Source organism: Bacillus cereus group sp. BfR-BA-01379, from assembly GCF_022663605.1.
GTDB lineage: Bacteria > Bacillota > Bacilli > Bacillales > Bacillaceae_G > Bacillus_A > Bacillus_A mobilis.
This window is the reverse complement of the sequence record NZ_JAKUFT010000007.1, coordinates 69851-89748: the sequence shown is the minus strand read 5'-3', so window position 1 is coordinate 89748 and position 19898 is coordinate 69851. Positions and strand designations below refer to the sequence as shown.

Sequence of the window (19898 nt, the reverse complement as noted above, 5' to 3'; positions counted from 1 at the left end):
ATGATAAAAGTAACATAGGGGAGGAGATGAGTGTGAATCCGTTTCAAACGATGCGAGCTAGATATTTTTTAATTGTATTTGCACTATTAACTTTAGTTGCAAGAGTCAGTAATGAATTGATAGAAAATACATTTCATATGCAAAATTCTACTTTTATAAATATTCTTATATTCTATATCCTTCCGTTTACGTGGATTTTTTTTGAGTATAGAAAACACCGTGTTTCATTTTCATTATTTATTAATAAAAATGAAACATTTAACCTGGTGCAAGTTTTATACATTGCACTTATGTTAGCCGTGTTTAGTTATGGATATCTTATTTTGTACATGTATAGCTTTGCTTGGATTACACCGGAATTTATTATGAACGCGTTACGTGAACCGATTATAGATAGCACAGGGGGATTTGTATATCAGTTTATTATGGTCGTGTTCATCGCACCAATTATTGGTGAATTTGTTTTTCGGGGATTTTTACTGCAACGTTTTGCGGCAAAATGGGGAACGAGTATAGCAATTATTGTAGTAGCAATATTGTTTGCGTTGTTACACGTTGATTTCCTAGGCGCAGTTGTATTTAGCGTTGTACTATCAATCGTATATATTCGTACGAATAGTTTACTTATGCCAATTGCTATTCACATGTTAAACAATGCATTTGTAATCGGTGCTTCTTTTTTAATAAATAAAGAAGAGATCATGAGTTTTGCAGATTTCTCAAATTATACGACGTTCTTTCCAGGGCTTATTATTTTTATAACAGGATTAAACTTAGTACTCATCTTTTTATTTGTTAACCGCAAATATTGGAATAAAGAAATGCCAGCTATATATGTAGAGCAAGAAAAGAGTTTTTCAGACGTAGTGGAGAGTAAATAAGATGAAGAAGACAATTGAAAAAATATTGAAAGACATTATAGATGCTACGTCACTTACAGATATGTGTGATAAAAGCGTGTGTCATTGGGTGCAACCTGTAGTAGATACGATTGTGTTTCCAGAGTATTACTTATTTTCTAGTACTCATGTAAAAGAAAATATTATTTCTCTTCTTATTGTGTTAGGGGTTTTATTAATATTTGGTCTAATTGTAGAAGAAATGATGAAGCGCATCTTCAGAAGAAATGAAGAGAAGTATATGTGGGTTCATAAAATATTCGAGAAAGTAATGGTGGCTTTCCTTTTGTTTTATAGTATGAAAACAATTATTTACTTTATAGCTTTGAAACATCATTAATTCTAAATTTGAAAGGGATGTATAAAATTATATGAATGAAACAATATCATCAAATAAGTTTTTTTATTTGATTTTGCTTAGTATAGTGCTGATAACGACAGTCAATGTTATTCTTCGCTGGGAGGAAGCTTATTTCTTTATGTATTTAGCACTCCATTTGTTAGGAATATTATGTATAAGCGGCGGAATAGTTGCTGAAAAAAAGAGTGAAGAAAGCGTTAATTATATGTGTGTGACAGGTCTTATTTTACTTTTAGCTGTACAAGGTATTATGAAATATAGTTCTTTTTCTTTACAAGATTTTAGTTTATTAGTGGATGTACTTCCTTAAGGAGGGCGCGTTATGTTATCTAAGAAGCAAATAGGATACGTACTAGTTTTAATTGGATTTTTTACGCTTATTGTAACGACTTTATTTTTTCAAGACTATGAATATATACGCTATATAAAAGGCGCTGGTTTAATATGTTGGGTTGTAAGTACGTTTCTTATCCCAGAGTATGAACCGAAGAAAGTGTCTAAAGGTAGGTAAAACTCTTCTTTTTGTAGAAGAGTTTTTTTATATAAATAGAAGGCTCTTGAACAATTCGCGTAATAAGCTTGTTCTAATTTAGCATGTACGAACTTACAATAATAATAGACAGGCAGCATAGAGGAGGGAATAGCGTGAGGAAGGTTATTGGGTGGTCGCTTTTTTTGTACGTTGGGTTTGCGTTGCTTATATATTGGTATTTATTTGGATGGAATCATGAACTGATTCCGGACATGTATAAAGGAACAAAGGCAGATCCAGAAACGTTTATGAATGCAAGGGAGCTTACGCTAAGCCAAGATTATTCGCGCGTGAAAAACTTGCTGTACTTTTTAGCGACGCCTCTGGAATGGATTATTTTATTATTTGTACTTGTGCTCGGTGTTTCAAGAAAGTTTGAGAAATGGTCGAAGGAAACGACGAAAATAAGTGTCCTGCAAGTTGCGATTTATTTCTTTTATTTATCACTACTCACAACAGTTCTTGCCCTACCGATGCAATGGATTAGCCGAAAAGTGTCCGTTGATTACGGCATTTCAACGCAAAGTACACAAAGCTGGATAAAAGATCACGTTATCGGTTTTTGGGAAAGTTACGCGACGATGCTAATCGTAGTTACCGTTCTTCTATGGCTTATTCGTAAATTTCCGAAGAGATGGTGGCTAGCAGGCTGGGCGCTCTCTGTTCCATTTACAATCTTTTTAACATTTATACAGCCTGTCGTTATTGACCCACTTTATAATGACTTCTCGACGCTACAAAATAAAGAATTAGAAACGAAAATCTTAGCGATAGCAGACAAAGCTGACATTCCTGCTAAACACGTGTATGAAGTAAATATGTCAGAGAAAACGAATGCGTTAAATGCATATGTAACAGGAATTGGCCCTAACGCCCGTATTGTAATGTGGGATACAACGCTTCAGCAATTAAAAGATAAAGAAATTTTATTTATAATGGCCCATGAAATGGGGCATTATGTTATGAAACATATATATTGGGGCGTTGCGAGTTATGTGCTGCTATCGTTTATAGGGATGTATCTCATTAGTCGTATTATAAATATGTGCATTCGAAAATGGGGAGATACGCTGCAAATTTCAAAAGTAGCATGTTTCTCAATTTTACCTTTATTTTTCTTAATTTCTTCTGTACTCTCTTTTGCATCGCAGCCAGCAACAAACTATGTTTCTCGTATAGAAGAACGAGCGGCAGATCAATATGCTTTGGACATGACAAAAGATGGGGCATCTGGTGTAAAAACGTTTCAATATTTATCAAAAACGAGTTTAAGCCAAGTAAATCCGCCTGCGCTAGTGAAGTTTTTCCTATACACACATCCACCAATTTTTGAAAGAATTCATACGTTTGAACAATATGAGAAACAAAGCAAAAAGAAGTAGCGATTATGCTACTTCTTTTTTAGAGATATAAGTTTTATATTGGGAATATTTATCATTGCTTTTTATTGCGATTTTGTAAATAATAAGCTATAAAATTCTAAAAATCTATATATAAAGGAATAAAGGTGAAAAAATGTATTTTTTAAAAAATTTAAAAGTGAAATATAAATTATTATCGCTTATTTCATTAGCAGTATTGAGCATGGTAATTATGAGCTGCGTAGCAATTAATTCTATTAACAAGATTAAGCATGATACAGAGGTTGTAGTAGATGATTATCAACATTCTGTAGTTTTATTAGAAGGAATGCTTCGTACACAAAATTCACTAGAGTATAACTTACTAGAATTAATTACAGCGTCACCAAATGAGGCGACAAATAAAGAGGGGATTATTGGTAATATTGAAAAGGATCTTGAAAAATATGATTCTTTATTAAAAGAATATGATGATGGCTTCAATTTAAGTAAGCAAGAGGATGAACTGTTTCAGAAGATGAAGAAATCTTTGCCAAGTTATATGGATACATATAAGAAGTTGTTTGATAAAGCGAAGCTAACAAATGAATCTCAAATGGTAAACGAATTTCATAAGGAATTAAAACCGAAGGGAGTAGAGTTAGCTAGTTATGCTGTAGATCTAGAAGCGTATGTTTCAAATTTAGCTGACCAAGTATTTAAAGATTCTCAAAAAATGATAGAGCGGTCTGTTATTACTTTTATCATTCTTGTAGTAGTTACTACAGTCATTATATGTATAGTAAGTTATATTATTAGCAAGCTTATAGTTGCCCCTTTACAAACGGTTAGTCTTATGATGGAAAGAGCAAAAGATGGGGATTTAACTGTACATGGTGAGTATAATGCTAAGGATGAATTAGGTGTATTAGTAAGTGATTTTAACGAAATGATTGCAGGGCTAAGAACAAATATGCAAGAAGTAGAGAATAATATTCAGCTTTTATTCCAACATGCAGACGGAGTAGTATCTGCATCGGAAGTATCTAGTGGTGCAGCGAAGAAAATCACTATAGATATTGAAGAAGTTGCAAATGGCGCAGAGAGTCAAATGCAAGCAATGGAGCAAACTGCGGGTGCGATGGAAGAGTTGACACAAGGAATGCAGAGTATAGTGAATACATCATCCTCTGTAAATGAATTGTCTGCTCAATCAGCATTAGATGCAGAGAGTGGTAACAAATTAATGAAACAAATGATTCAACAGATGGATACAATCCAAAATTCAGTACATAACGGTGTGAAACAAGTAGAGACTATGAAAGAACAATCAGAAGAAATTGTTAAAATCATTGATGTTATGCAAGGTATTACCTCTCAAATTAACTTATTAGCATTAAACGCCGCAATTGAGGCTGCACGTGCTGGGGAAAGTGGTAGAGGATTTGCAATTGTGGCAGATGAAGTAAGAAAATTAGCAGAACAATCCAGTGATTCTGCAAAACAAATTGAGAAGCTTATTACTCAAGTTATGGGAACAACGAACCATACGGTACATATGATGGGGAAAGTAGATAATGAGGTACAGGCAGGTACACAAGTAGTAATGCATACAGAAAAAGTATTTGGAAAAATTACAGAAAAAGTACAGCAAGTATCTGAGCAAATTCAAACGGTATCTATGTCTACAGATGAAATTGCAGCGAGTAGTGAAGAGATTTCGGCTTCTGCAGAAGACATGGCTCAAATTTCCCAAAGATCATCTGACCGAACTGATAGGGTAAAAGAGTCTATTCAACAGCAAGAAAAATCTGTTCAAGAGATCTCGGTTTCAATTGAACATATGCATAATGCAGCAGGAGGATTAAAACAAATAGTTGCCCAATTTACTCTTCAAAAGTAGTAGTATATTTAAGTTTTAATATAGAAAAATTCCATTTAATAAATAAAGAAATCATCCTATATAACAAAGGATGATTTTTTTATGGGAATTTTGTGCAGCTATCACTCAATAAATTCTAATTTTTTACAATTTTCCGATTGTAATATATAATAATACGTAATGTTTTGGAGATTTTTCATTTGTAAAAGATAGTTTATAGGAGGAGAGAAAGGGTGTTCAATAAAAAATCAATGCCGGCTATAAAAATGATCCTTTCGATGTCTATTTTCGGATCAATTGGATTTTTTTCTGTTCAAACAGGTTTACCGTCTTTTGAATTAGTATTCGTTCGTTGCATTTGTGCGACTATATTTTTAGCATTATGTTGGCTCGTAACAGGACAGTATAAAAGTGAAAAATGGAATAAAAAAGAAGTAATGCAAATATTGGCATGCGGTGTATTTCTCGTTTTTAACTGGGTATTTTTATTTAAAGCATTTGAAGTTATGTCGATTACAATTGCGATTTCAGTGTATCACCTTGCACCCATTATCGTATTAATGATTGGTAGTATTGTATTTAAAGAGAGACTTACAGTGTTTGCGGTTATGTCCATTGTCATTTGTTTTATCGGTACAGTTTTAGTAGCTGGAGTAGATGGAAGTCTATCGCTCGAAAAACTGATGTCATCTGGAATGGTATGGGCACTTCTTGCAGCTGTATTTTATGCTTTTACCACTTTATTAGGAAAAGGAATTCAGCATACGAGCGCATATGCGATGACCTTTTTACAAACGTTTTTAGGTATATTTTTATTGCTACCATTCGTAGATTTTGGCAAGTTTCAAGGGTTAACAGAGATGAACTGGATGATGATCACAGCAACAGGACTTATACATACCGGATTTGTATATTACTTATTTTTTGACAGTTTAAGAGGTTTATCGACGAGATTAATCTCGGTATTAGTGTTTTTAGATCCTGCGGTTGCAATATTATTAGATACAGTCTTTACCGGCTTTAGACCGACTAGTATACAAGTAGTAGGGATTGTTCTTATATTTGTAGGAATGGCATTTACTTTTCGAAAAACAAAGGATGAAAAAATAGCGGTAAAAGAAAACTTGTGCTCTTAATTGTAAAAAAATAGGTATATTATATTGAAAAATTTTCTATTTTTTGTACAATATAAAAGGTAGGAAAATAAAGGAAAAGGTAGATGAGAGAGATGAAAAAGCTAGTAAAGGTAGCGACATCGTTAACTTTAATGGGAGGAATATTTGTAGGTGCAAATGGTGTGTCTGCAAATACAGATGTTATCGAAAAATCTAGTCCTAATATTATGATAGAGTTTGATGATGTAGCAACAGATCATTGGGCATATGATGAAATTACGAATTTAGTATATCATCGCATTATGTATGGGTATGGAAATGGTAAGTTTGGGACAGAAGATAATATAACACGCGAACAGGCAGCGGCAGTATTGCATCGTGCACTTCATTTAAAGCGTAGTGTGTTTGATGAAAACCCATATGGAGATATTAGTGGGAAATCAACAATGTTCCCTTACGAAATTTTACATTTAACGAGTATCGGTATTTTTAAAGGTGACGAAAATGGGAATTTCCGTCCGAAAGATACACTGACTCGTGCAGAATTAGCACAAATTTTAACGAAAGCATATGAGTTGAAAACAAAGAGTCCACATACATTTACAGATATACCAGAAAACCATTGGGCAAGAGATGCAATTAGCGCATTGCAATCTAATAATGTAGCGATTGGAACGGGAAATGGCAAGTTCGAGCCTGAAATGCTCGTTACACGCGGGCAATTTGCGAAGTTTTTACAACGATCAATTGATAATTCTTCAGGGAAAATGGAATAGATAAAGAGAAAGCTCATAATTTGTAGAGGAGACATCCTCTGCTCATTATGAGCTTTTATTAATTAGGTAGGTTATTATTTTCGTATTTTGTAGTTCAGTTGATATCCTTTGTCGAAACGTCGAGATATACAGAGTAACAACATATATTTGCATTTTTTGTCTAGAAAATGAAGTTTTAAAATGTGAAGGATTTCTTTTTTAGAAAGTAGAATATTTAATGTATAGAAACACCTTTAAACGACCATAGGAAAGGGAAATGATTTGCGTACAATTCGGCATAAAAATTGAAATTGAGAGCGAATTGGCTCTCCTTTAGTAGTGATTTTCACAATAATAGATTTTTTAAATGTAATATATTGCATAATGGGTGCGAAGGCAACATATGTAATATTGGAAAGGATTTCAGTCTATTATTTTCCGTTTTTTCAAATGGAGATAAAGGGGAGAGGGCAATGAAGAAGAACATGTTACGTATAATGGCAACGGTAACTATTATGGGCGGCTTGTTTGTAAGTACAAATGTTCCAAACGTAAAAGCAGAAGAATATCCAGAAATGATTGTGTTTGATGATGTTCCAGTAAACCACTGGGCATATGACGATATAATGGACGTAGTATACAATAAAGTAATGTTAGGCTATGGAAATGGTAAGTTTGGTGTAGGAGATAATGTAACACGAGAACAAGTAGCAGCAGTACTTTATCGTACATTGAATTTGAAAAAAGAAGGACCTTTAAAAAATCCATATAAAGATATTTCTGAGAGGGCAACAATGTTTTTAGATGAAATTTTAGTATTAACAAAGCATGGTATTTTTAACGGCGATGAAAAAGGAAACTTTAGACCAGCTGCACCAGTAACACGTGCAGAAATGGCTCAAATTCTTACGAAGGCATTTACATTTGAGGTGAAGAAGAACCATACATTTAAAGATGTACCAAATAATCATTGGGCAAAAAATGCAATTAGTGCACTGCAGTCTAATCATGTCATAGTAGGAACAGGAAATGGGAAATTTGAACCGAATACAGTTGTAACACGTGAGCAATATGCAACGTTTTTAAATAGAGCTGTTTTTTATTTTCCTGTAAAAGATGAAAATTATGAATAAAAGTTAAAATATAAGGATATTTAAGTTATATCAATATAATATAAAACAAGAAAAAAGCGCGGGAATCCCACGCTTTTTTCTTGTTTTATATTATTTATAAGTATATCGATTTTCTGTTCATAATTTATTTGTTGGAATTTAGTGGATAAGAAGAGATTGAATAAAGTAACTTTTTATTGCTTAAATATGCGATTTAGTAACTTTATTATTAATAGAGTGTAAATAAAAGTATATGAAATATAGTTCATAAATTAGACAAAAATCACATGGGAATTGTATTGTTACGCTTTCATTAATTCTTTATATTAGAAAAAAATATGTTTTTAGGGAGAGAATACTTTGAAGACAAAAATTCTAAAAGTAGCAACAGCTTTAACAATTATGGGTGGAGTAGCATTTGGTGCTGAGGGGAATACAGCAAAAGCTGAAGTAGCTGCAAAGCCACAACAAGCAAGTCAAGCTATCTTTAAAGATGTACCAGCAGGACATTGGTCTTATGAAGCAATTCAAACTTTAGCAGAACAAGACATTATGCGTGGTTATGGAAATGGTATGTTCGGTTTTGGACATAACGTAACACGTGAACAAGTAGCAGCTTTAATTTATCGTGCACTTGATCTTGATGAAGAATTTGGTGAAGATGAGGAACTAGAAAGCCCATATAATGATATTGTTGATGATAACTCAACGATGTTTCCGTTCGAAGTATTAGCAGTAACAGAATTCGGTATCTTTACAGGTGACGAGAAAGGGAACTTCAGGCCAAAAGATACGTTAACACGTGCAGAAATGGCGCAAGTTCTTACGAGAGCATTTGGATTAAAGGTACAAGGACCAGCAGGATTTAAAGATGTACCAAAGGGACATTGGGCAGAAAATGCGATTAATGCAGTAGGTTCAAATGGTATTTCAATAGGAGATGGTAAGGGTAACTTCGCTCCGAACATGAAAGTAACACGTGAACAATATGCGCAGTTCTTATTTAGAGCACTTTAATAAAAAGGGGATCAGTGTTGTATAACACTGGTCCTTTTTTTGTGTGTAATGCGGGTGAAAGAATACAGTTTTATAAAAAAACGATGAAATTTTCAAAAAAAACTTCCTTTTCTGAAGATTTGTTATATAATATAAAACATAAAATCAAATCTGTTATAAAACAGTTTAAGAAGGGGATGCTAATATGTCGACGCAAACTTCACGGGTTACACTGACCGGAGAAATGTTACCAGCGTACAACGAAATATTGACACCTGAGGCGCTTAGTTTTTTGAAGGAACTACATGAAAATTTCAATGAGCGCCGCATAGAACTTTTACAAAAACGTGCGGAGAAACAAAAGAGAATTGATGCAGGAGAGTTTCCGAAGTTTTTAGAAGAAACAAAGCACATACGTGAAGCGGATTGGACAATTGCCAAATTGCCAAAAGATTTAGAGGATCGCCGCGTAGAGATTACTGGACCAGTAGATAGAAAGATGGTTATTAATGCTTTAAATTCAGGAGCACATCTTTTTATGGCGGATTTTGAAGATTCGAATTCACCAACTTGGGAGAATGCAATTGAAGGACAAATAAACTTACGAGATGCTGTACAGGGAACGATTTCACATAAAAATGAAAACGGAAAAGAATATCGATTAAATAGTAAAACAGCAGTATTAATTGTGCGTCCAAGAGGATGGCATTTAGAAGAAAAACATATGCAAGTTGATGGGAAGAATATGTCTGGTAGCTTAGTAGATTTTGGACTTTATTTTTTCCATAATGCGAAAGCTCTTTTAGCAAAAGAAAGCGGTCCATACTTTTACTTACCGAAAATGGAAAGTCATTTAGAAGCAAGGTTATGGAATGATGTTTTCGTATTTGCTCAAAAATATATCGGTATTCCAAACGGAACAATCAAAGCAACGGTACTACTGGAAACGATTCACGCTTCGTTTGAAATGGATGAAATTTTGTATGAGCTTAAAGATCATTCTGCTGGATTAAATTGCGGAAGATGGGATTATATTTTCAGCTTTCTAAAGAGTTTCCGTAAGCATAATAAATTTTTACTTCCAGATAGAGCGCAAGTCACGATGACGGCGCCATTTATGCGCGCGTATTCTTTGAAAGTCATTCAAACGTGTCACCGCCGTAATGCACCAGCTATTGGAGGAATGGCAGCGCAAATTCCGATTAAAAATAATCCAGAAGCAAATGAAGCAGCTTTTGAAAAAGTGCGTGCAGATAAGGAGCGCGAAGCTTTAGACGGTCATGACGGGACTTGGGTTGCCCACCCGGGACTTGTACCAGTCGCGATGGAAGTATTTAATCACATTATGAAAACTCCGAATCAAATTTTTAGAAAACGTGAAGAAATATATGTTACAGAAAAGGATTTATTAGAAGTGCCAGTGGGAACGATTACAGAAGAGGGACTTCGTCTGAATATTAGTGTAGGTATTCAATATATCGCATCTTGGTTAAGCGGACGGGGAGCAGCACCAATTTATAACTTAATGGAAGATGCGGCAACAGCGGAAATTTCTAGAGCGCAAGTATGGCAATGGATTCGTCATGAAGGTGGAAAGCTAAATGACGGCCGTAATATTACGCTTGAATTGATGGAAGAGCTAAAAGAAGAAGAGCTAGCAAAAATAGAAAGAGAGATTGGTAAAGAAGCCTTTAAGAAAGGGAGATTCCAAGAGGCGACAACGTTGTTTACAAATCTCGTTCGGAATGATGAATTCGTACCATTTTTAACATTACCGGGTTATGAAATTTTATAAAAATTGAAAAGGGGATGGAACAAATGAAAAACGAAAGAATCGAGAAATTACAAGAGAGCTGGGAATTAGATACACGCTGGAAAGGGATTACACGTCCGTATTCGGCAGAAGATGTAATTCGCTTGCGCGGATCGATTGATATTGAACATACATTAGCGCGCCGCGGTGCAGAAAAGCTTTGGTCATCGCTTCATACGGAAGATTATATTAACGCACTTGGCGCATTAACAGGGAACCAAGCGATGCAACAAGTGAAAGCTGGACTAAAAGCAATTTATTTAAGTGGATGGCAAGTAGCGGCGGATGCGAACCTTTCTGGACATATGTATCCAGACCAAAGTTTATATCCAGCGAACAGCGTACCTGCTGTAGTAAAACGAATTAATCAAACACTGCAACGTGCGGATCAAATTCAGCATATGGAAGGAAGCGATGATACAGATTATTTCGTACCGATTGTAGCAGATGCAGAAGCTGGATTTGGCGGACAATTAAACGTATTTGAACTGATGAAAGGTATGATTGAAGCAGGTGCATCAGGTGTGCACTTTGAAGATCAATTATCTTCAGAGAAAAAATGCGGCCATTTAGGCGGAAAAGTATTACTACCGACGCAAACAGCGGTACGTAATTTAATTTCGGCACGCCTTGCGGCAGATGTAATGGGAGTGCCGACCATTATTGTTGCAAGAACAGATGCGGATGCAGCAGATTTAATTACGAGCGATATTGATCCGGTTGATAAAGCATTTATTACAGGAGAAAGAACTCCAGAAGGATTTTACCGTACGAAAGCAGGTCTTGATCAAGCGATTGCACGTGGTTTAGCATACGCTCCTTATGCAGATCTCGTTTGGTGCGAAACATCTGAACCGAATTTAGAAGATGCAAAACGATTTGCGGATGCAATTCATAAAGAGCATCCAGGGAAATTACTTGCATATAACTGTTCGCCTTCATTCAACTGGAAACAAAAACTAGATGAGAAAACAATTGCGAGCTTCCAAAAAGAAATCGCATCTTACGGTTATAAGTTTCAGTTCGTAACACTAGCTGGATTCCACTCATTAAACTACGGCATGTTTGAATTAGCACGTGGCTATAAAGAGCGCGGCATGGCAGCGTACTCTGAACTACAACAAGCAGAATTCGCAGCAGAAAAACACGGTTACTCTGCAACTCGTCATCAACGCGAAGTAGGAACAGGTTACTTTGATGAAGTAGCACAAGTTATTACAGGCGGTACTTCATCAACGACAGCGTTAAAAGGCTCTACAGAAGAAGCACAGTTTACAAAATAAAAGGAAGGGGCACCTCTTTGAAGGGTGCCCCTTATTATTTTCTAAACGATTCGAGAGTAAATGAAAATATATCAAAGATTTTTTCGATATATCGACTTACCGACAAAAAAGACAATATGATTAAATCCACTCAGCTCTATGCTTACGAATAAACTCCATATCCTTTTCATAATGCTTTAAATGTCCTTCATCAATCATTCTTTGGAAATTCACATCGCCTTCTTGTGCTTTTCTTTTCATATATGTACATAAAGCTTCTAATCGTAGTAACACCATTCCTAAGTAATCTTCGTCCATACTTTTACCGTAGGACTGGACAAATAATTTCACTCTTTCTTTCATCCGGCTAGCATGTTGCGATGAGTCGTAATGAACTGCCTTACCCGATTCTGTATAATACGTTCTACTTAAAGGTACACAAGTATACAGCGTGTAAGCGATATCCCAAATTCTTGGACCAGGAGCAGCGACATCAAAATCAATAATGCCTACTGGTTTTTCTTGATTAAAAATAATGTTATACATAGCAAAATCATTGTGGCATACAACCTCAATGTCATTTGGAGTACAATCCATCGGTTGCCATTTATCTGATAAGGGAAAGTCACTTACCGCATCATGGTACAGGCGCAGCATCTTTGCTATTTCTTTTAAAACAGCATTAGACCACATATATTCTTTTAACGGATAATTCCCAGCTTCTCCTTCAATAAAGGATAAAATTTCTCTATCTTTTTCATCTACACCTAAAAACCTTGGAGCATGATGAAACCCTTTGTTTTCTAAGTGTTGTAATAATGTATGAATGTTTGCACTGCCTGGCTTTAATTCTCGCCGAACAGTATTTTCAGAACGATACACATTTGATACATTTCCCCCTGTAAGCTTTTCTTCTTTGGCGTAGTTTGACATGTAATCCCCTCCGATATAATTATATTGTAACACTTCAGAACAAGGGGTGTAATCGTATTTAAATGATGTGTATGTTCATTTTCAAATGAAATCCGCACATACTAAAATCAATTATTTACGAAAGTACAATCCATTTGATTTGTCAGTTATTTTCAAAAAAGATTGTACATTTTATTTTAATGTGCTATGATAGTCCCAGTTGAATAGTTAAATTAAGCAATCCATATGTTATCAAGTGCTGAAAACGAACGAGAAAAAGTATGTGAGAACTAGTTTATGTTTCGTATTTGATAATGTGTGGATTCTTTTTTTAGACAGGAAGACTAAAAAAATTAAAATTTGTATTTTCTTAGGAGGAAATAATCATGGCAGTAACAGGACAAGTAAAATGGTTTAACAACGAAAAAGGCTTCGGTTTCATCGAAGTTCCAGGCGAAAACGATGTATTCGTACATTTCTCTGCAATCGAAACTGAAGGTTTCAAATCTTTAGAAGAAGGTCAAAAAGTTAGCTTCGAAATCGAAGAAGGTAACCGTGGACCTCAAGCTAAAAACGTAATCAAACTATAATTTTATAGTTTATTATGGAAAAAAGGGATGGCTGCTGCCATCCCTTTTTTTGTTGTAATATACGATGAAAAAGTATATAAAACGAAGAAGAGTAAAAGGCCTTCCAAAATGGAAGGCCTTTTACTCTTCTTTTCCAATCTTTTTCTTTTCGCGTTTCTTACATTCAGGGCATTTCGATTTACGAAAAGGTTTTGCGAAAAATAGTAGAATGAAAAATAAACCGAATATAATGCTAGCTGAGTTTTTTATGATCACAATGCTGCTATTTTTCATTTGAATCGTTGGTTGCATTTCTTTTTCTTCCATAGTAGACCTCCATATATTGGATTTTTTCTTTTAATTATAGCAAAGTTAATTGTCATAATGATGAAAAATGAAGAAGCAGTTGTAAATATTTATAGGTAGTATAAATGGATTTTGTATCGGTTTTTTATTATTAAATCACTATAGTGTTGTTTTGTAATTTAAAAGATGTTTGATAAATGATAAAGTATTGTAAAAAAGCGGAACCTGTAAACCATTTCCTTTACATAGATGCTAGAATTATATATGCAGCTGCTAATATAAATAGAAAAAAAGGAGACAGTAGAATATGGAAAGTAAAGTAGAACGCTATGTTGAAAATTATGTGGTAAATAAAAATACAATGGCCTTACTTCCTGTTATTCTAAGTGAGAAGAAAATTGTTACACGAGTTGTTGAGATGGAAGATTCCTTTTTCGTATTTCAAAAGCCCCTAGATATTATAGAAAGAAGTTGCCGCAAGCATGGTTCTAGTTTCTTAGGCAGAAAAGAAGGAACGAAAGAGTTAACTCATATTACACATAAAGCACCGATTGCCATTAGTCCGGCAGATCAACTTTATTTTTTCCCCACTTATTCATACTCTAGAAAAGAGTGTGCTTGGTTGTCTCATTTTTATATTGAAAGTAATAAAGAGTCAAAAGATGGAAATGTTATTATTAGATTTATAAATGGCTTTGCTGTGAAATTAGAAATATCAAAAAGTAGTTTTGAAAATCAACAAAATCGTACAGCGAAATTGCGTACTGAATATGAAGATTGTAGAAAAAAACAAGGAAACCCTTGTTTTAAAGAGATTGATAAAACGGAAGAATCTAGACTGAAACCAGCATATGAGAAAGTGTATTTTGTTAAGGAAGGCGAAGTGTGAGAGGATGGGGGGAACCCCCATTCTTTTTATTTGCCCTGAAATTTGTGCTTATTAATAGTGTACAGGATGATTAAAAGTTGCAAGGAAAGGGTTAATATAGAATATATTATTTTTAGGGAGAGAAGGAAATTTTTCCTAATCTTAATATAGGAATTGTGGTTATTGAGGGTCTTTTTGGCAAAATGATATGTTTTAAAAGTAGTAACTGATGTACCTGACAAAATATCGATATCTTTTTATACCCTAGGCAATTAGGTTTATGAAAAAATTGCATAAATAATGGGAAATGAAAAATAAATCGAATATGATACTAGCTAAATTTTTCCTCGATAATAATGTTAATGTTTTTTGTTTTGAATCGTTAGTTGGGTCTTTTTCTCCATAACTGATTTCCGTATAGTGGGTCTATATTTTAGATATGAGAAAGGGAATCCCTCTATATAATAAATAATTCTTTGGATAATGGAATTGAAAAAATGAAAAAAGTGGTAATTAATTATATTTTTTCTTATAATGATAGCAAGCGAATTCTAACGCGTTTATCATAATAATCATTGAAGTGTATAATGGGATTCCTAATGATTTGCAATATATCATAAAAATGAAAAAAATGGAGGAAAAACCTTGGCTACAGACACAGTTATTACAAATACTACAAATACTACCATTACTAAATATGTGAGTTTCGATTATTTCACGGTATGCTGTAAAGAAAAAGGGATTCCGGTTGTTGGAAGGGAAACGCCTTTTAATTTGACAACTATGTTTACTATTCTAGACAAAAAAAGTTTAGAAGAAAGAACAACAGAATATAAGCAAGAAAAAGCAAGATTAGATGAAATTGGATTGGTTGGAAAAAGCACAACTTTGTGGAGGTTGTATTTTTCTAGACTTAGAGATTTTAATTTACCTAACAGAGCGAAAAAAAATGGCTTATCTCAGCCTGTTGATTTAGAAGATGATGAATATTTGGGAGAGAATGTATCAGCCATTTATGATGAACAACGTAATATATTGATGGTTCAAAGAAACAGAAATAGCTTGGGACCAGGCGCAATTGAGACTTATTTTAATCAATTTTTAGATGGTAAGGATGAAGTCGTTTTTAGACCCATTCCAATAAAAAATGCAAGAGAGCGTATTAAAGAAGCACAATATGTACGGAAACTAAAAGTGAAATTTGCTGATGTGAAAAAGGCTGAAGAAGTAGTGAGTGGGGTATCACTGAAGAAATGGATTTCTCTTTTTAATGATTATGATTCTGTAACGGGAGAAATAGTAGTAACCGTTGGAAGACAGAGAAAAGCAAGTTTAGGTGGGAATTTGAAAGGTTTATTGGATGAGGTATATGAAAATAGTGAATTAATCACTAGAGCGCAAGCATCTGTGAAAAAATCAGATATATCGGACCCAGAGACTATTGATTTATTTGCTGAAAATGCACATGATGTTACAAGTTTTACTGTAAAACCTCGTACTGCATTGAAACATGAAGTTGTGATTGGAGCGATGGAGGATTTATATGAACGTAAGAAGACGGAGTTAATAAATATTCTTTATAAAAAAAAGGATGAATAAACATGAAGTTTGAGAAATACTATCCGACTGTGATTAGCGCATTGTTGGTAATCGTATTTGGCTGTTTTCGATTTACTCCTAAAATAGATGGTTTTGAAAAGGTTCTTGATGGAGTAATTTCTTTTTCTTCTATCGCGCTGGGGTTTTTAGGGGCTTTATTAGCCATAATTTTGAGCATATCTAAATCAAATGTTATTCAACATTTATATAGTTATATGGCCCAAAGTGGTGGTGATGGAAGGAAAATTCTATTTGGTTATTTTCAAAGAGGGCTTTTGACTGGTTTTGCTGTGGTTATCTTATCAATTGGTATGTATGTTATTTCAAAACAAACTTTAAATATGTATTTTATAGGTATTAGTTACTTGTGGTTATTTTTGGTATTCTACTTTGTACTCTCATCCTATAGAATTGTATCTGTATTAATGTATACCTTATTCAAGCATGAATCAGAAAATGAACCATATAGACCTGAGACGGTGACAGAAGAGACGGAAGCATTAAGGCAACGTTTGATTCGTGAAAGGGGAGAGTAAAATATATAAATAAAAGCACCTTTTATTTTAGGGGTGCTTTTGTTTTGAAGTGTTTAAAATAGAAAGAGTAATGTGGATACGTGAATGAAAGAGTTGGGAGAAAGAATAGTAATTTAGCTATTATGTAGGGGAGGTATTTGGAATGAAATGGTTTGAAGTGAAGACAGTTGAGGAGCTTCGACAATTAGGGAAATTAAAGGATATAAAATTTAAAGTATCAAATGATTTAGGGCCAAATATTAAAGTAGTCGCAAGGAGTTGGGATGATTTATTTGTAGCGGTAAAATCTCTAAAGCGGTTTGTAGAATTTAAAACGGGTAGCTATGAGTTTAAAGAAAAAGTGGAAAATAATGTGCCATATTTTAAATCGGAAGTGGATAAGCTTATTTATTATATAATGGAATTGGATGGAGAAGTTAGACAGGAAAAGTTAAATATAACGCCATTTCATTATCAAAATAAAGAGTTTGCAACTACATGGCGCAATAAGTTGATGAAAAAGCTACATCCAGATGTATGTAAACACCCTATGGCACAAAAAGCAACTGTAGAATTAAATTATTTATATGCAAGGATGGTGCAGAATGGGAAGTGAAAAAAAAGAAATTATGCCTCATCCGAGTTGGGAAAACCGTATTCTATATGAGAAGCCAAAAGGTTCAGAGAAATTAACACCAAAAACATTAACTGAAATTACAAATGCGTGGGATGCACATGCTTATTTAGACGAAAAGGGACAATTATGGATTGCTGCAAAAGTATTGCATACTATATTAAGAACTAATAAATCTTCTGCTGAGTACATTTTAAGTGGTATAGTAAAGGCGAATAAATTAAATCTAGGAGATGATATATATATATTAGAGCTTTCGTTATAGTAGGGCAGTTAACAAAAGAAATAGAAAATGCAGGTCTTAAATCAAGAGGCGCTTACTTAAGGTTTTCTGAAGAATGTTTAAGGGCAATAAGAGATTCAGATAGAGCAAAAGTTTTACGTGGAGAGTATGAAGAATATTTGAAGGAACAAAAGAAGGGTTTAAAACATAGAAGGATTAGGAAATTTGATATTAAACATGACGAACTTACTGGTGAAAGACTAGTGCGAAAGACAGCGGAGTTTTCGCATATAAGAAGTTGTAACAGGTATAAAGAGCTTTCGACTTACATTGAAAATGGTCTGATTGTAAACAAAGAGACACATGATATTATTACTGCAAGTGGCATAAATAATGAAGAACAACTGAAATTTTTATGTAGTGAAAAGAATTGGGATGTAGCTTGGCATAAGGAGTACCAAGAATTTCTAAAAAGGAATAAATAAGTGTATTTGAAAGAGCCGGCACAGAATTTCTAATGTAGGCTCTTTTTTTATTAAAATAAGAAAAGAAGAGTGTAATTGGTTGAAAAATAGTGACGTTAACAAAAAAGTCCAATAGCTTTGATATGTCAGTGCTGTATTTTTATGTTTATTGTAACTTCCATTTTATATTTTGAAATTAAATAAGAAAAATATAAATTAATACAAATAAATTAGACTTGCGATTTTTTGATGACTTATTGTCGAATATTGATAGATTATCATAGCGTAATAATGAAGGAATTCTTGTGAAAGGTATGGAAACTTAATAATTACATCTCCATATGTCGTATCCACCATTTCCTCTTTCATATAAGCAATGATACAGTAGAGGTAGTACTTAGAGTAAAGGGGTAAAGTGTAGAATGGATTTTCAGACAATCAAAGAGTATTTTTCACCAGAAAATATGGATCATATTGTTGAAAGCTATAAAGCGTTCGGACCACTGCTTGGTATTGGTTTGCCGATGATAGAAGCGTTGATTCCGGCATTGCCACTCATCGTATTTGTACTGGCAAATGCTGTTGCATTTGGATTTTGGCTCGGTTTTCTTTATTCTTGGCTTGGATCAGTAATGGGCGCCTTACTTGTCTTTTTCATTATCCGCCATTTTGGCAGAAGTCGTTTCTTTTCTTTTGTAAATAAGCATGAGAGAGTACGAAAGGCAATGGGATGGATTGAAAGGAAAGGATTCGCACCGATTTTCGTCATATTTTGTTTTCCGTTTACACCGTCTGCGCTTATAAATGTTGTCGCTGGTTTATCTCGCATTAGTGTAAAGCAGTTTGGACTTGCGCTCGCGTTCGGAAAGCTTGTGATGATCTTTATTTTAACGTATATCGGTCATGATTTAATGTCATTTATTCATAATCCGGTGAAATCAGTCATTGTAGTGATTGGTATTTTTATTTTATGGTATGTCGGTAAGAAAATCGAAGTAAAGTTAGAACTACATTAAGAATAGTCTTCTTGGTAAAGGAAAGCTTCATTATTAAAGGATAAGGGGAGAAGCGGATGAAGAAAACTTTGAAAAAAGAAGGCATAGAGTGGATACGAACAATTTTAATTGGTGTATTATTAGCTGTATTTTTTCGAACGTTTTTCTTTTCAACGTACGTTGTAGAGGGGAAGTCAATGATGCCGACATTGCAAGATGGCAATATGCTCGTTGTAAATAAGGTGAGTTATCAAGTGGGGGACTTGAATAGATTTGATGTTGTTGTGTTTCATGCGAATAAAAAAGAGGACTACGTAAAACGAATTATCGGTTTACCTGGGGATCAAATTGAATATAAGCATGATAAACTATATATAAACGGACAATTCGTGGATGAACCTTATTTAGAGACGTATAAGAAAGAGATAAATGGACGACAACTAACAGGTGATTTTAAACTAGAAGAGTTAACGAAAGAAAAGTCGGTGCCACCTGGATATATTTTTGTAGTAGGTGATAACCGCCTCGGGAGCTGGGATAGTAGACACTTTGGATTTGTAAAAGCTGATACAGTTGTCGGTAAAGTTGATTTACGATATTGGCCAATTCAAGAGGTACAAACGAATTTTTCAAAAGGTTGATATAATAGGTAAAAGTATAGAAAAAGACAAACTACTCCGTTTGTCTTTTTTCGTGTCCTATAATACAATTATAGTAGCAAACTAACGTTCGTTATGTAAGTGAAA

23 protein-coding genes and 1 pseudogene are annotated in these 19898 nt (G+C 34.1%); 22 read left to right on the top strand and 2 right to left on the bottom strand.

The genetic code is table 11. The features are described from left to right. Positions 1–32 precede the first annotated feature (32 nt). The 13 genes and pseudogenes from MR113_RS04695 (at position 33) to aceA (ending at position 12088) form a co-directional block, all read left to right on the top strand. Entirely contained in the window at positions 33–881 is an 849-nt protein-coding gene (locus MR113_RS04695; RefSeq protein WP_242251620.1) for a CPBP family intramembrane glutamic endopeptidase, read from the top strand. A 1-nt stretch (position 882) separates the two neighbouring features. Continuing rightward, on the top strand, positions 883–1239 hold the full coding sequence (locus MR113_RS04690; RefSeq protein WP_242251618.1) for a hypothetical protein: 357 nt from the start codon (positions 883–885) through the stop codon (positions 1237–1239). 31 nt (positions 1240–1270) lie between these two features. Further along, positions 1271–1570 carry a hypothetical protein gene (locus tag MR113_RS04685; RefSeq protein ID WP_001006046.1) on the top strand — a complete coding sequence of 100 codons (300 nt, stop codon included), beginning with the start codon at positions 1271–1273 and terminating at the stop codon, positions 1568–1570. Positions 1571–1582: 12 nt separating this feature from the next. Next, entirely contained in the window at positions 1583–1771 is a 189-nt protein-coding gene (locus tag MR113_RS04680) for a hypothetical protein (protein ID WP_016088942.1), read from the top strand. A 134-nt stretch (positions 1772–1905) separates the two neighbouring features. Beyond that, positions 1906–3174 (top strand): M48 family metallopeptidase, encoded by a 1269-nt coding sequence (locus MR113_RS04675; protein WP_242251616.1) that lies wholly within the window; start codon positions 1906–1908, stop codon positions 3172–3174. Between the two features lie 133 nt (positions 3175–3307). Further along, a pseudogene (locus MR113_RS28710) lies at positions 3308–4087 on the top strand (MCP four helix bundle domain-containing protein); the annotation flags it as partial. Next, positions 4082–5035, top strand: a complete 954-nt coding sequence (locus MR113_RS28705; RefSeq protein ID WP_442752377.1) for a methyl-accepting chemotaxis protein — start codon at positions 4082–4084, stop codon at positions 5033–5035. The pseudogene MR113_RS28710 and the gene MR113_RS28705, both read left to right, overlap by 6 nt. 212 nt (positions 5036–5247) lie before the next feature. Continuing rightward, positions 5248–6150: a DMT family transporter gene (locus tag MR113_RS04665; RefSeq protein ID WP_242251612.1), complete on the top strand. Its 903-nt coding sequence runs from the start codon at positions 5248–5250 to the stop codon at positions 6148–6150. An 83-nt stretch (positions 6151–6233) separates the two neighbouring features. Next, positions 6234–6905 carry an S-layer homology domain-containing protein gene (locus MR113_RS04660; RefSeq protein ID WP_242251608.1) on the top strand — a complete coding sequence of 224 codons (672 nt, stop codon included), beginning with the start codon at positions 6234–6236 and terminating at the stop codon, positions 6903–6905. A gap of 452 nt (positions 6906–7357) precedes the next feature. Then, positions 7358–8017, top strand: coding sequence for an S-layer homology domain-containing protein (locus tag MR113_RS04655; protein ID WP_242251606.1), 660 nt, complete (start codon positions 7358–7360; stop codon positions 8015–8017). Positions 8018–8356: 339 nt separating this feature from the next. After that, positions 8357–9013 (top strand): S-layer homology domain-containing protein, encoded by a 657-nt coding sequence (locus tag MR113_RS04650; RefSeq protein ID WP_242251604.1) that lies wholly within the window; start codon positions 8357–8359, stop codon positions 9011–9013. A 184-nt stretch (positions 9014–9197) separates the two neighbouring features. Then, complete coding sequence (gene aceB, locus MR113_RS04645; RefSeq protein ID WP_242251602.1) at positions 9198–10787, top strand: malate synthase A; 1590 nt, start codon at positions 9198–9200, stop codon at positions 10785–10787. A gap of 23 nt (positions 10788–10810) precedes the next feature. Further along, the gene (gene aceA / locus MR113_RS04640) at positions 10811–12088 is read left to right on the top strand and encodes an isocitrate lyase (protein WP_000787360.1); all 1278 of its coding nucleotides are present in this window, start codon (positions 10811–10813) and stop codon (positions 12086–12088) included. A 120-nt stretch (positions 12089–12208) separates the two neighbouring features. Here the strand turns inward: aceA and MR113_RS04635 are convergent, their stop codons facing one another. Then, positions 12209–13000: a phosphotransferase gene (locus MR113_RS04635; RefSeq protein WP_242251600.1), complete on the bottom strand. Its 792-nt coding sequence runs from the start codon at positions 12998–13000 to the stop codon at positions 12209–12211. Positions 13001–13365: 365 nt separating this feature from the next. On the opposite strand from MR113_RS04635, the gene cspA reads away from it, so the two are divergent. Then, positions 13366–13569 (top strand): RNA chaperone/antiterminator CspA, encoded by a 204-nt coding sequence (gene cspA, locus MR113_RS04630; protein WP_000301522.1) that lies wholly within the window; start codon positions 13366–13368, stop codon positions 13567–13569. Between the two features lie 120 nt (positions 13570–13689). Here cspA and MR113_RS04625 read toward each other — a convergent pair whose 3' ends face one another. Next, complete coding sequence (locus tag MR113_RS04625) at positions 13690–13875, bottom strand: hypothetical protein (protein ID WP_242251589.1); 186 nt, start codon at positions 13873–13875, stop codon at positions 13690–13692. A gap of 286 nt (positions 13876–14161) precedes the next feature. On the opposite strand from MR113_RS04625, the gene MR113_RS04620 reads away from it, so the two are divergent. The 8 genes from MR113_RS04620 (at position 14162) to lepB (ending at position 19793) form a co-directional block, all read left to right on the top strand. After that, complete coding sequence (locus tag MR113_RS04620; protein ID WP_242251579.1) at positions 14162–14743, top strand: competence protein ComK; 582 nt, start codon at positions 14162–14164, stop codon at positions 14741–14743. A 624-nt stretch (positions 14744–15367) separates the two neighbouring features. Further along, a complete protein-coding gene (locus MR113_RS04615; RefSeq protein ID WP_098326552.1) occupies positions 15368–16321 on the top strand; it encodes a DUF6731 family protein in 954 nt (317 codons plus the stop codon). A gap of 2 nt (positions 16322–16323) precedes the next feature. Beyond that, on the top strand, positions 16324–16857 hold the full coding sequence (locus MR113_RS04610) for a hypothetical protein (protein ID WP_098326553.1): 534 nt from the start codon (positions 16324–16326) through the stop codon (positions 16855–16857). Positions 16858–16999: 142 nt separating this feature from the next. Continuing rightward, complete coding sequence (locus MR113_RS04605) at positions 17000–17452, top strand: hypothetical protein (RefSeq protein WP_044306651.1); 453 nt, start codon at positions 17000–17002, stop codon at positions 17450–17452. Further along, the gene (locus tag MR113_RS04600) at positions 17442–17735 is read left to right on the top strand and encodes a hypothetical protein (protein WP_242251577.1); all 294 of its coding nucleotides are present in this window, start codon (positions 17442–17444) and stop codon (positions 17733–17735) included. The genes MR113_RS04605 and MR113_RS04600 overlap by 11 nt, the downstream gene beginning before the upstream one ends. A gap of 137 nt (positions 17736–17872) precedes the next feature. Next, positions 17873–18178 carry a hypothetical protein gene (locus MR113_RS04595; RefSeq protein ID WP_242251576.1) on the top strand — a complete coding sequence of 102 codons (306 nt, stop codon included), beginning with the start codon at positions 17873–17875 and terminating at the stop codon, positions 18176–18178. 401 nt (positions 18179–18579) lie between these two features. Then, positions 18580–19173 (top strand): TVP38/TMEM64 family protein, encoded by a 594-nt coding sequence (locus MR113_RS04590; RefSeq protein ID WP_242242232.1) that lies wholly within the window; start codon positions 18580–18582, stop codon positions 19171–19173. 56 nt (positions 19174–19229) lie between these two features. After that, positions 19230–19793 (top strand): signal peptidase I, encoded by a 564-nt coding sequence (gene lepB / locus MR113_RS04585; RefSeq protein WP_048567025.1) that lies wholly within the window; start codon positions 19230–19232, stop codon positions 19791–19793. Positions 19794–19898 lie beyond the last annotated feature (105 nt).

Coding starts and splice junctions, on each gene's coding strand:
- MR113_RS04690 (WP_242251618.1), top strand. CDS start 883: ATGAAGAAGACAATTGAAAAAATATTGAAAGACATTATAGATGCTACG.
- MR113_RS04685 (WP_001006046.1), top strand. CDS start 1,271: ATGAATGAAACAATATCATCAAATAAGTTTTTTTATTTGATTTTGCTT.
- MR113_RS04680 (WP_016088942.1), top strand. CDS start 1,583: ATGTTATCTAAGAAGCAAATAGGATACGTACTAGTTTTAATTGGATTT.
- MR113_RS28705 (WP_442752377.1), top strand. CDS start 4,082: ATGATTGCAGGGCTAAGAACAAATATGCAAGAAGTAGAGAATAATATT.
- MR113_RS04660 (WP_242251608.1), top strand. CDS start 6,234: ATGAGAGAGATGAAAAAGCTAGTAAAGGTAGCGACATCGTTAACTTTA.
- MR113_RS04655 (WP_242251606.1), top strand. CDS start 7,358: ATGAAGAAGAACATGTTACGTATAATGGCAACGGTAACTATTATGGGC.
- aceB (WP_242251602.1), top strand. CDS start 9,198: ATGTCGACGCAAACTTCACGGGTTACACTGACCGGAGAAATGTTACCA.
- aceA (WP_000787360.1), top strand. CDS start 10,811: ATGAAAAACGAAAGAATCGAGAAATTACAAGAGAGCTGGGAATTAGAT.
- MR113_RS04635 (WP_242251600.1), bottom strand. CDS start 13,000: ATGTCAAACTACGCCAAAGAAGAAAAGCTTACAGGGGGAAATGTATCA.
- cspA (WP_000301522.1), top strand. CDS start 13,366: ATGGCAGTAACAGGACAAGTAAAATGGTTTAACAACGAAAAAGGCTTC.
- MR113_RS04625 (WP_242251589.1), bottom strand. CDS start 13,875: ATGGAAGAAAAAGAAATGCAACCAACGATTCAAATGAAAAATAGCAGC.
- MR113_RS04620 (WP_242251579.1), top strand. CDS start 14,162: ATGGAAAGTAAAGTAGAACGCTATGTTGAAAATTATGTGGTAAATAAA.
- MR113_RS04610 (WP_098326553.1), top strand. CDS start 16,324: ATGAAGTTTGAGAAATACTATCCGACTGTGATTAGCGCATTGTTGGTA.
- MR113_RS04605 (WP_044306651.1), top strand. CDS start 17,000: ATGAAATGGTTTGAAGTGAAGACAGTTGAGGAGCTTCGACAATTAGGG.
- MR113_RS04600 (WP_242251577.1), top strand. CDS start 17,442: ATGGGAAGTGAAAAAAAAGAAATTATGCCTCATCCGAGTTGGGAAAAC.
- MR113_RS04590 (WP_242242232.1), top strand. CDS start 18,580: ATGGATTTTCAGACAATCAAAGAGTATTTTTCACCAGAAAATATGGAT.
- lepB (WP_048567025.1), top strand. CDS start 19,230: ATGAAGAAAACTTTGAAAAAAGAAGGCATAGAGTGGATACGAACAATT.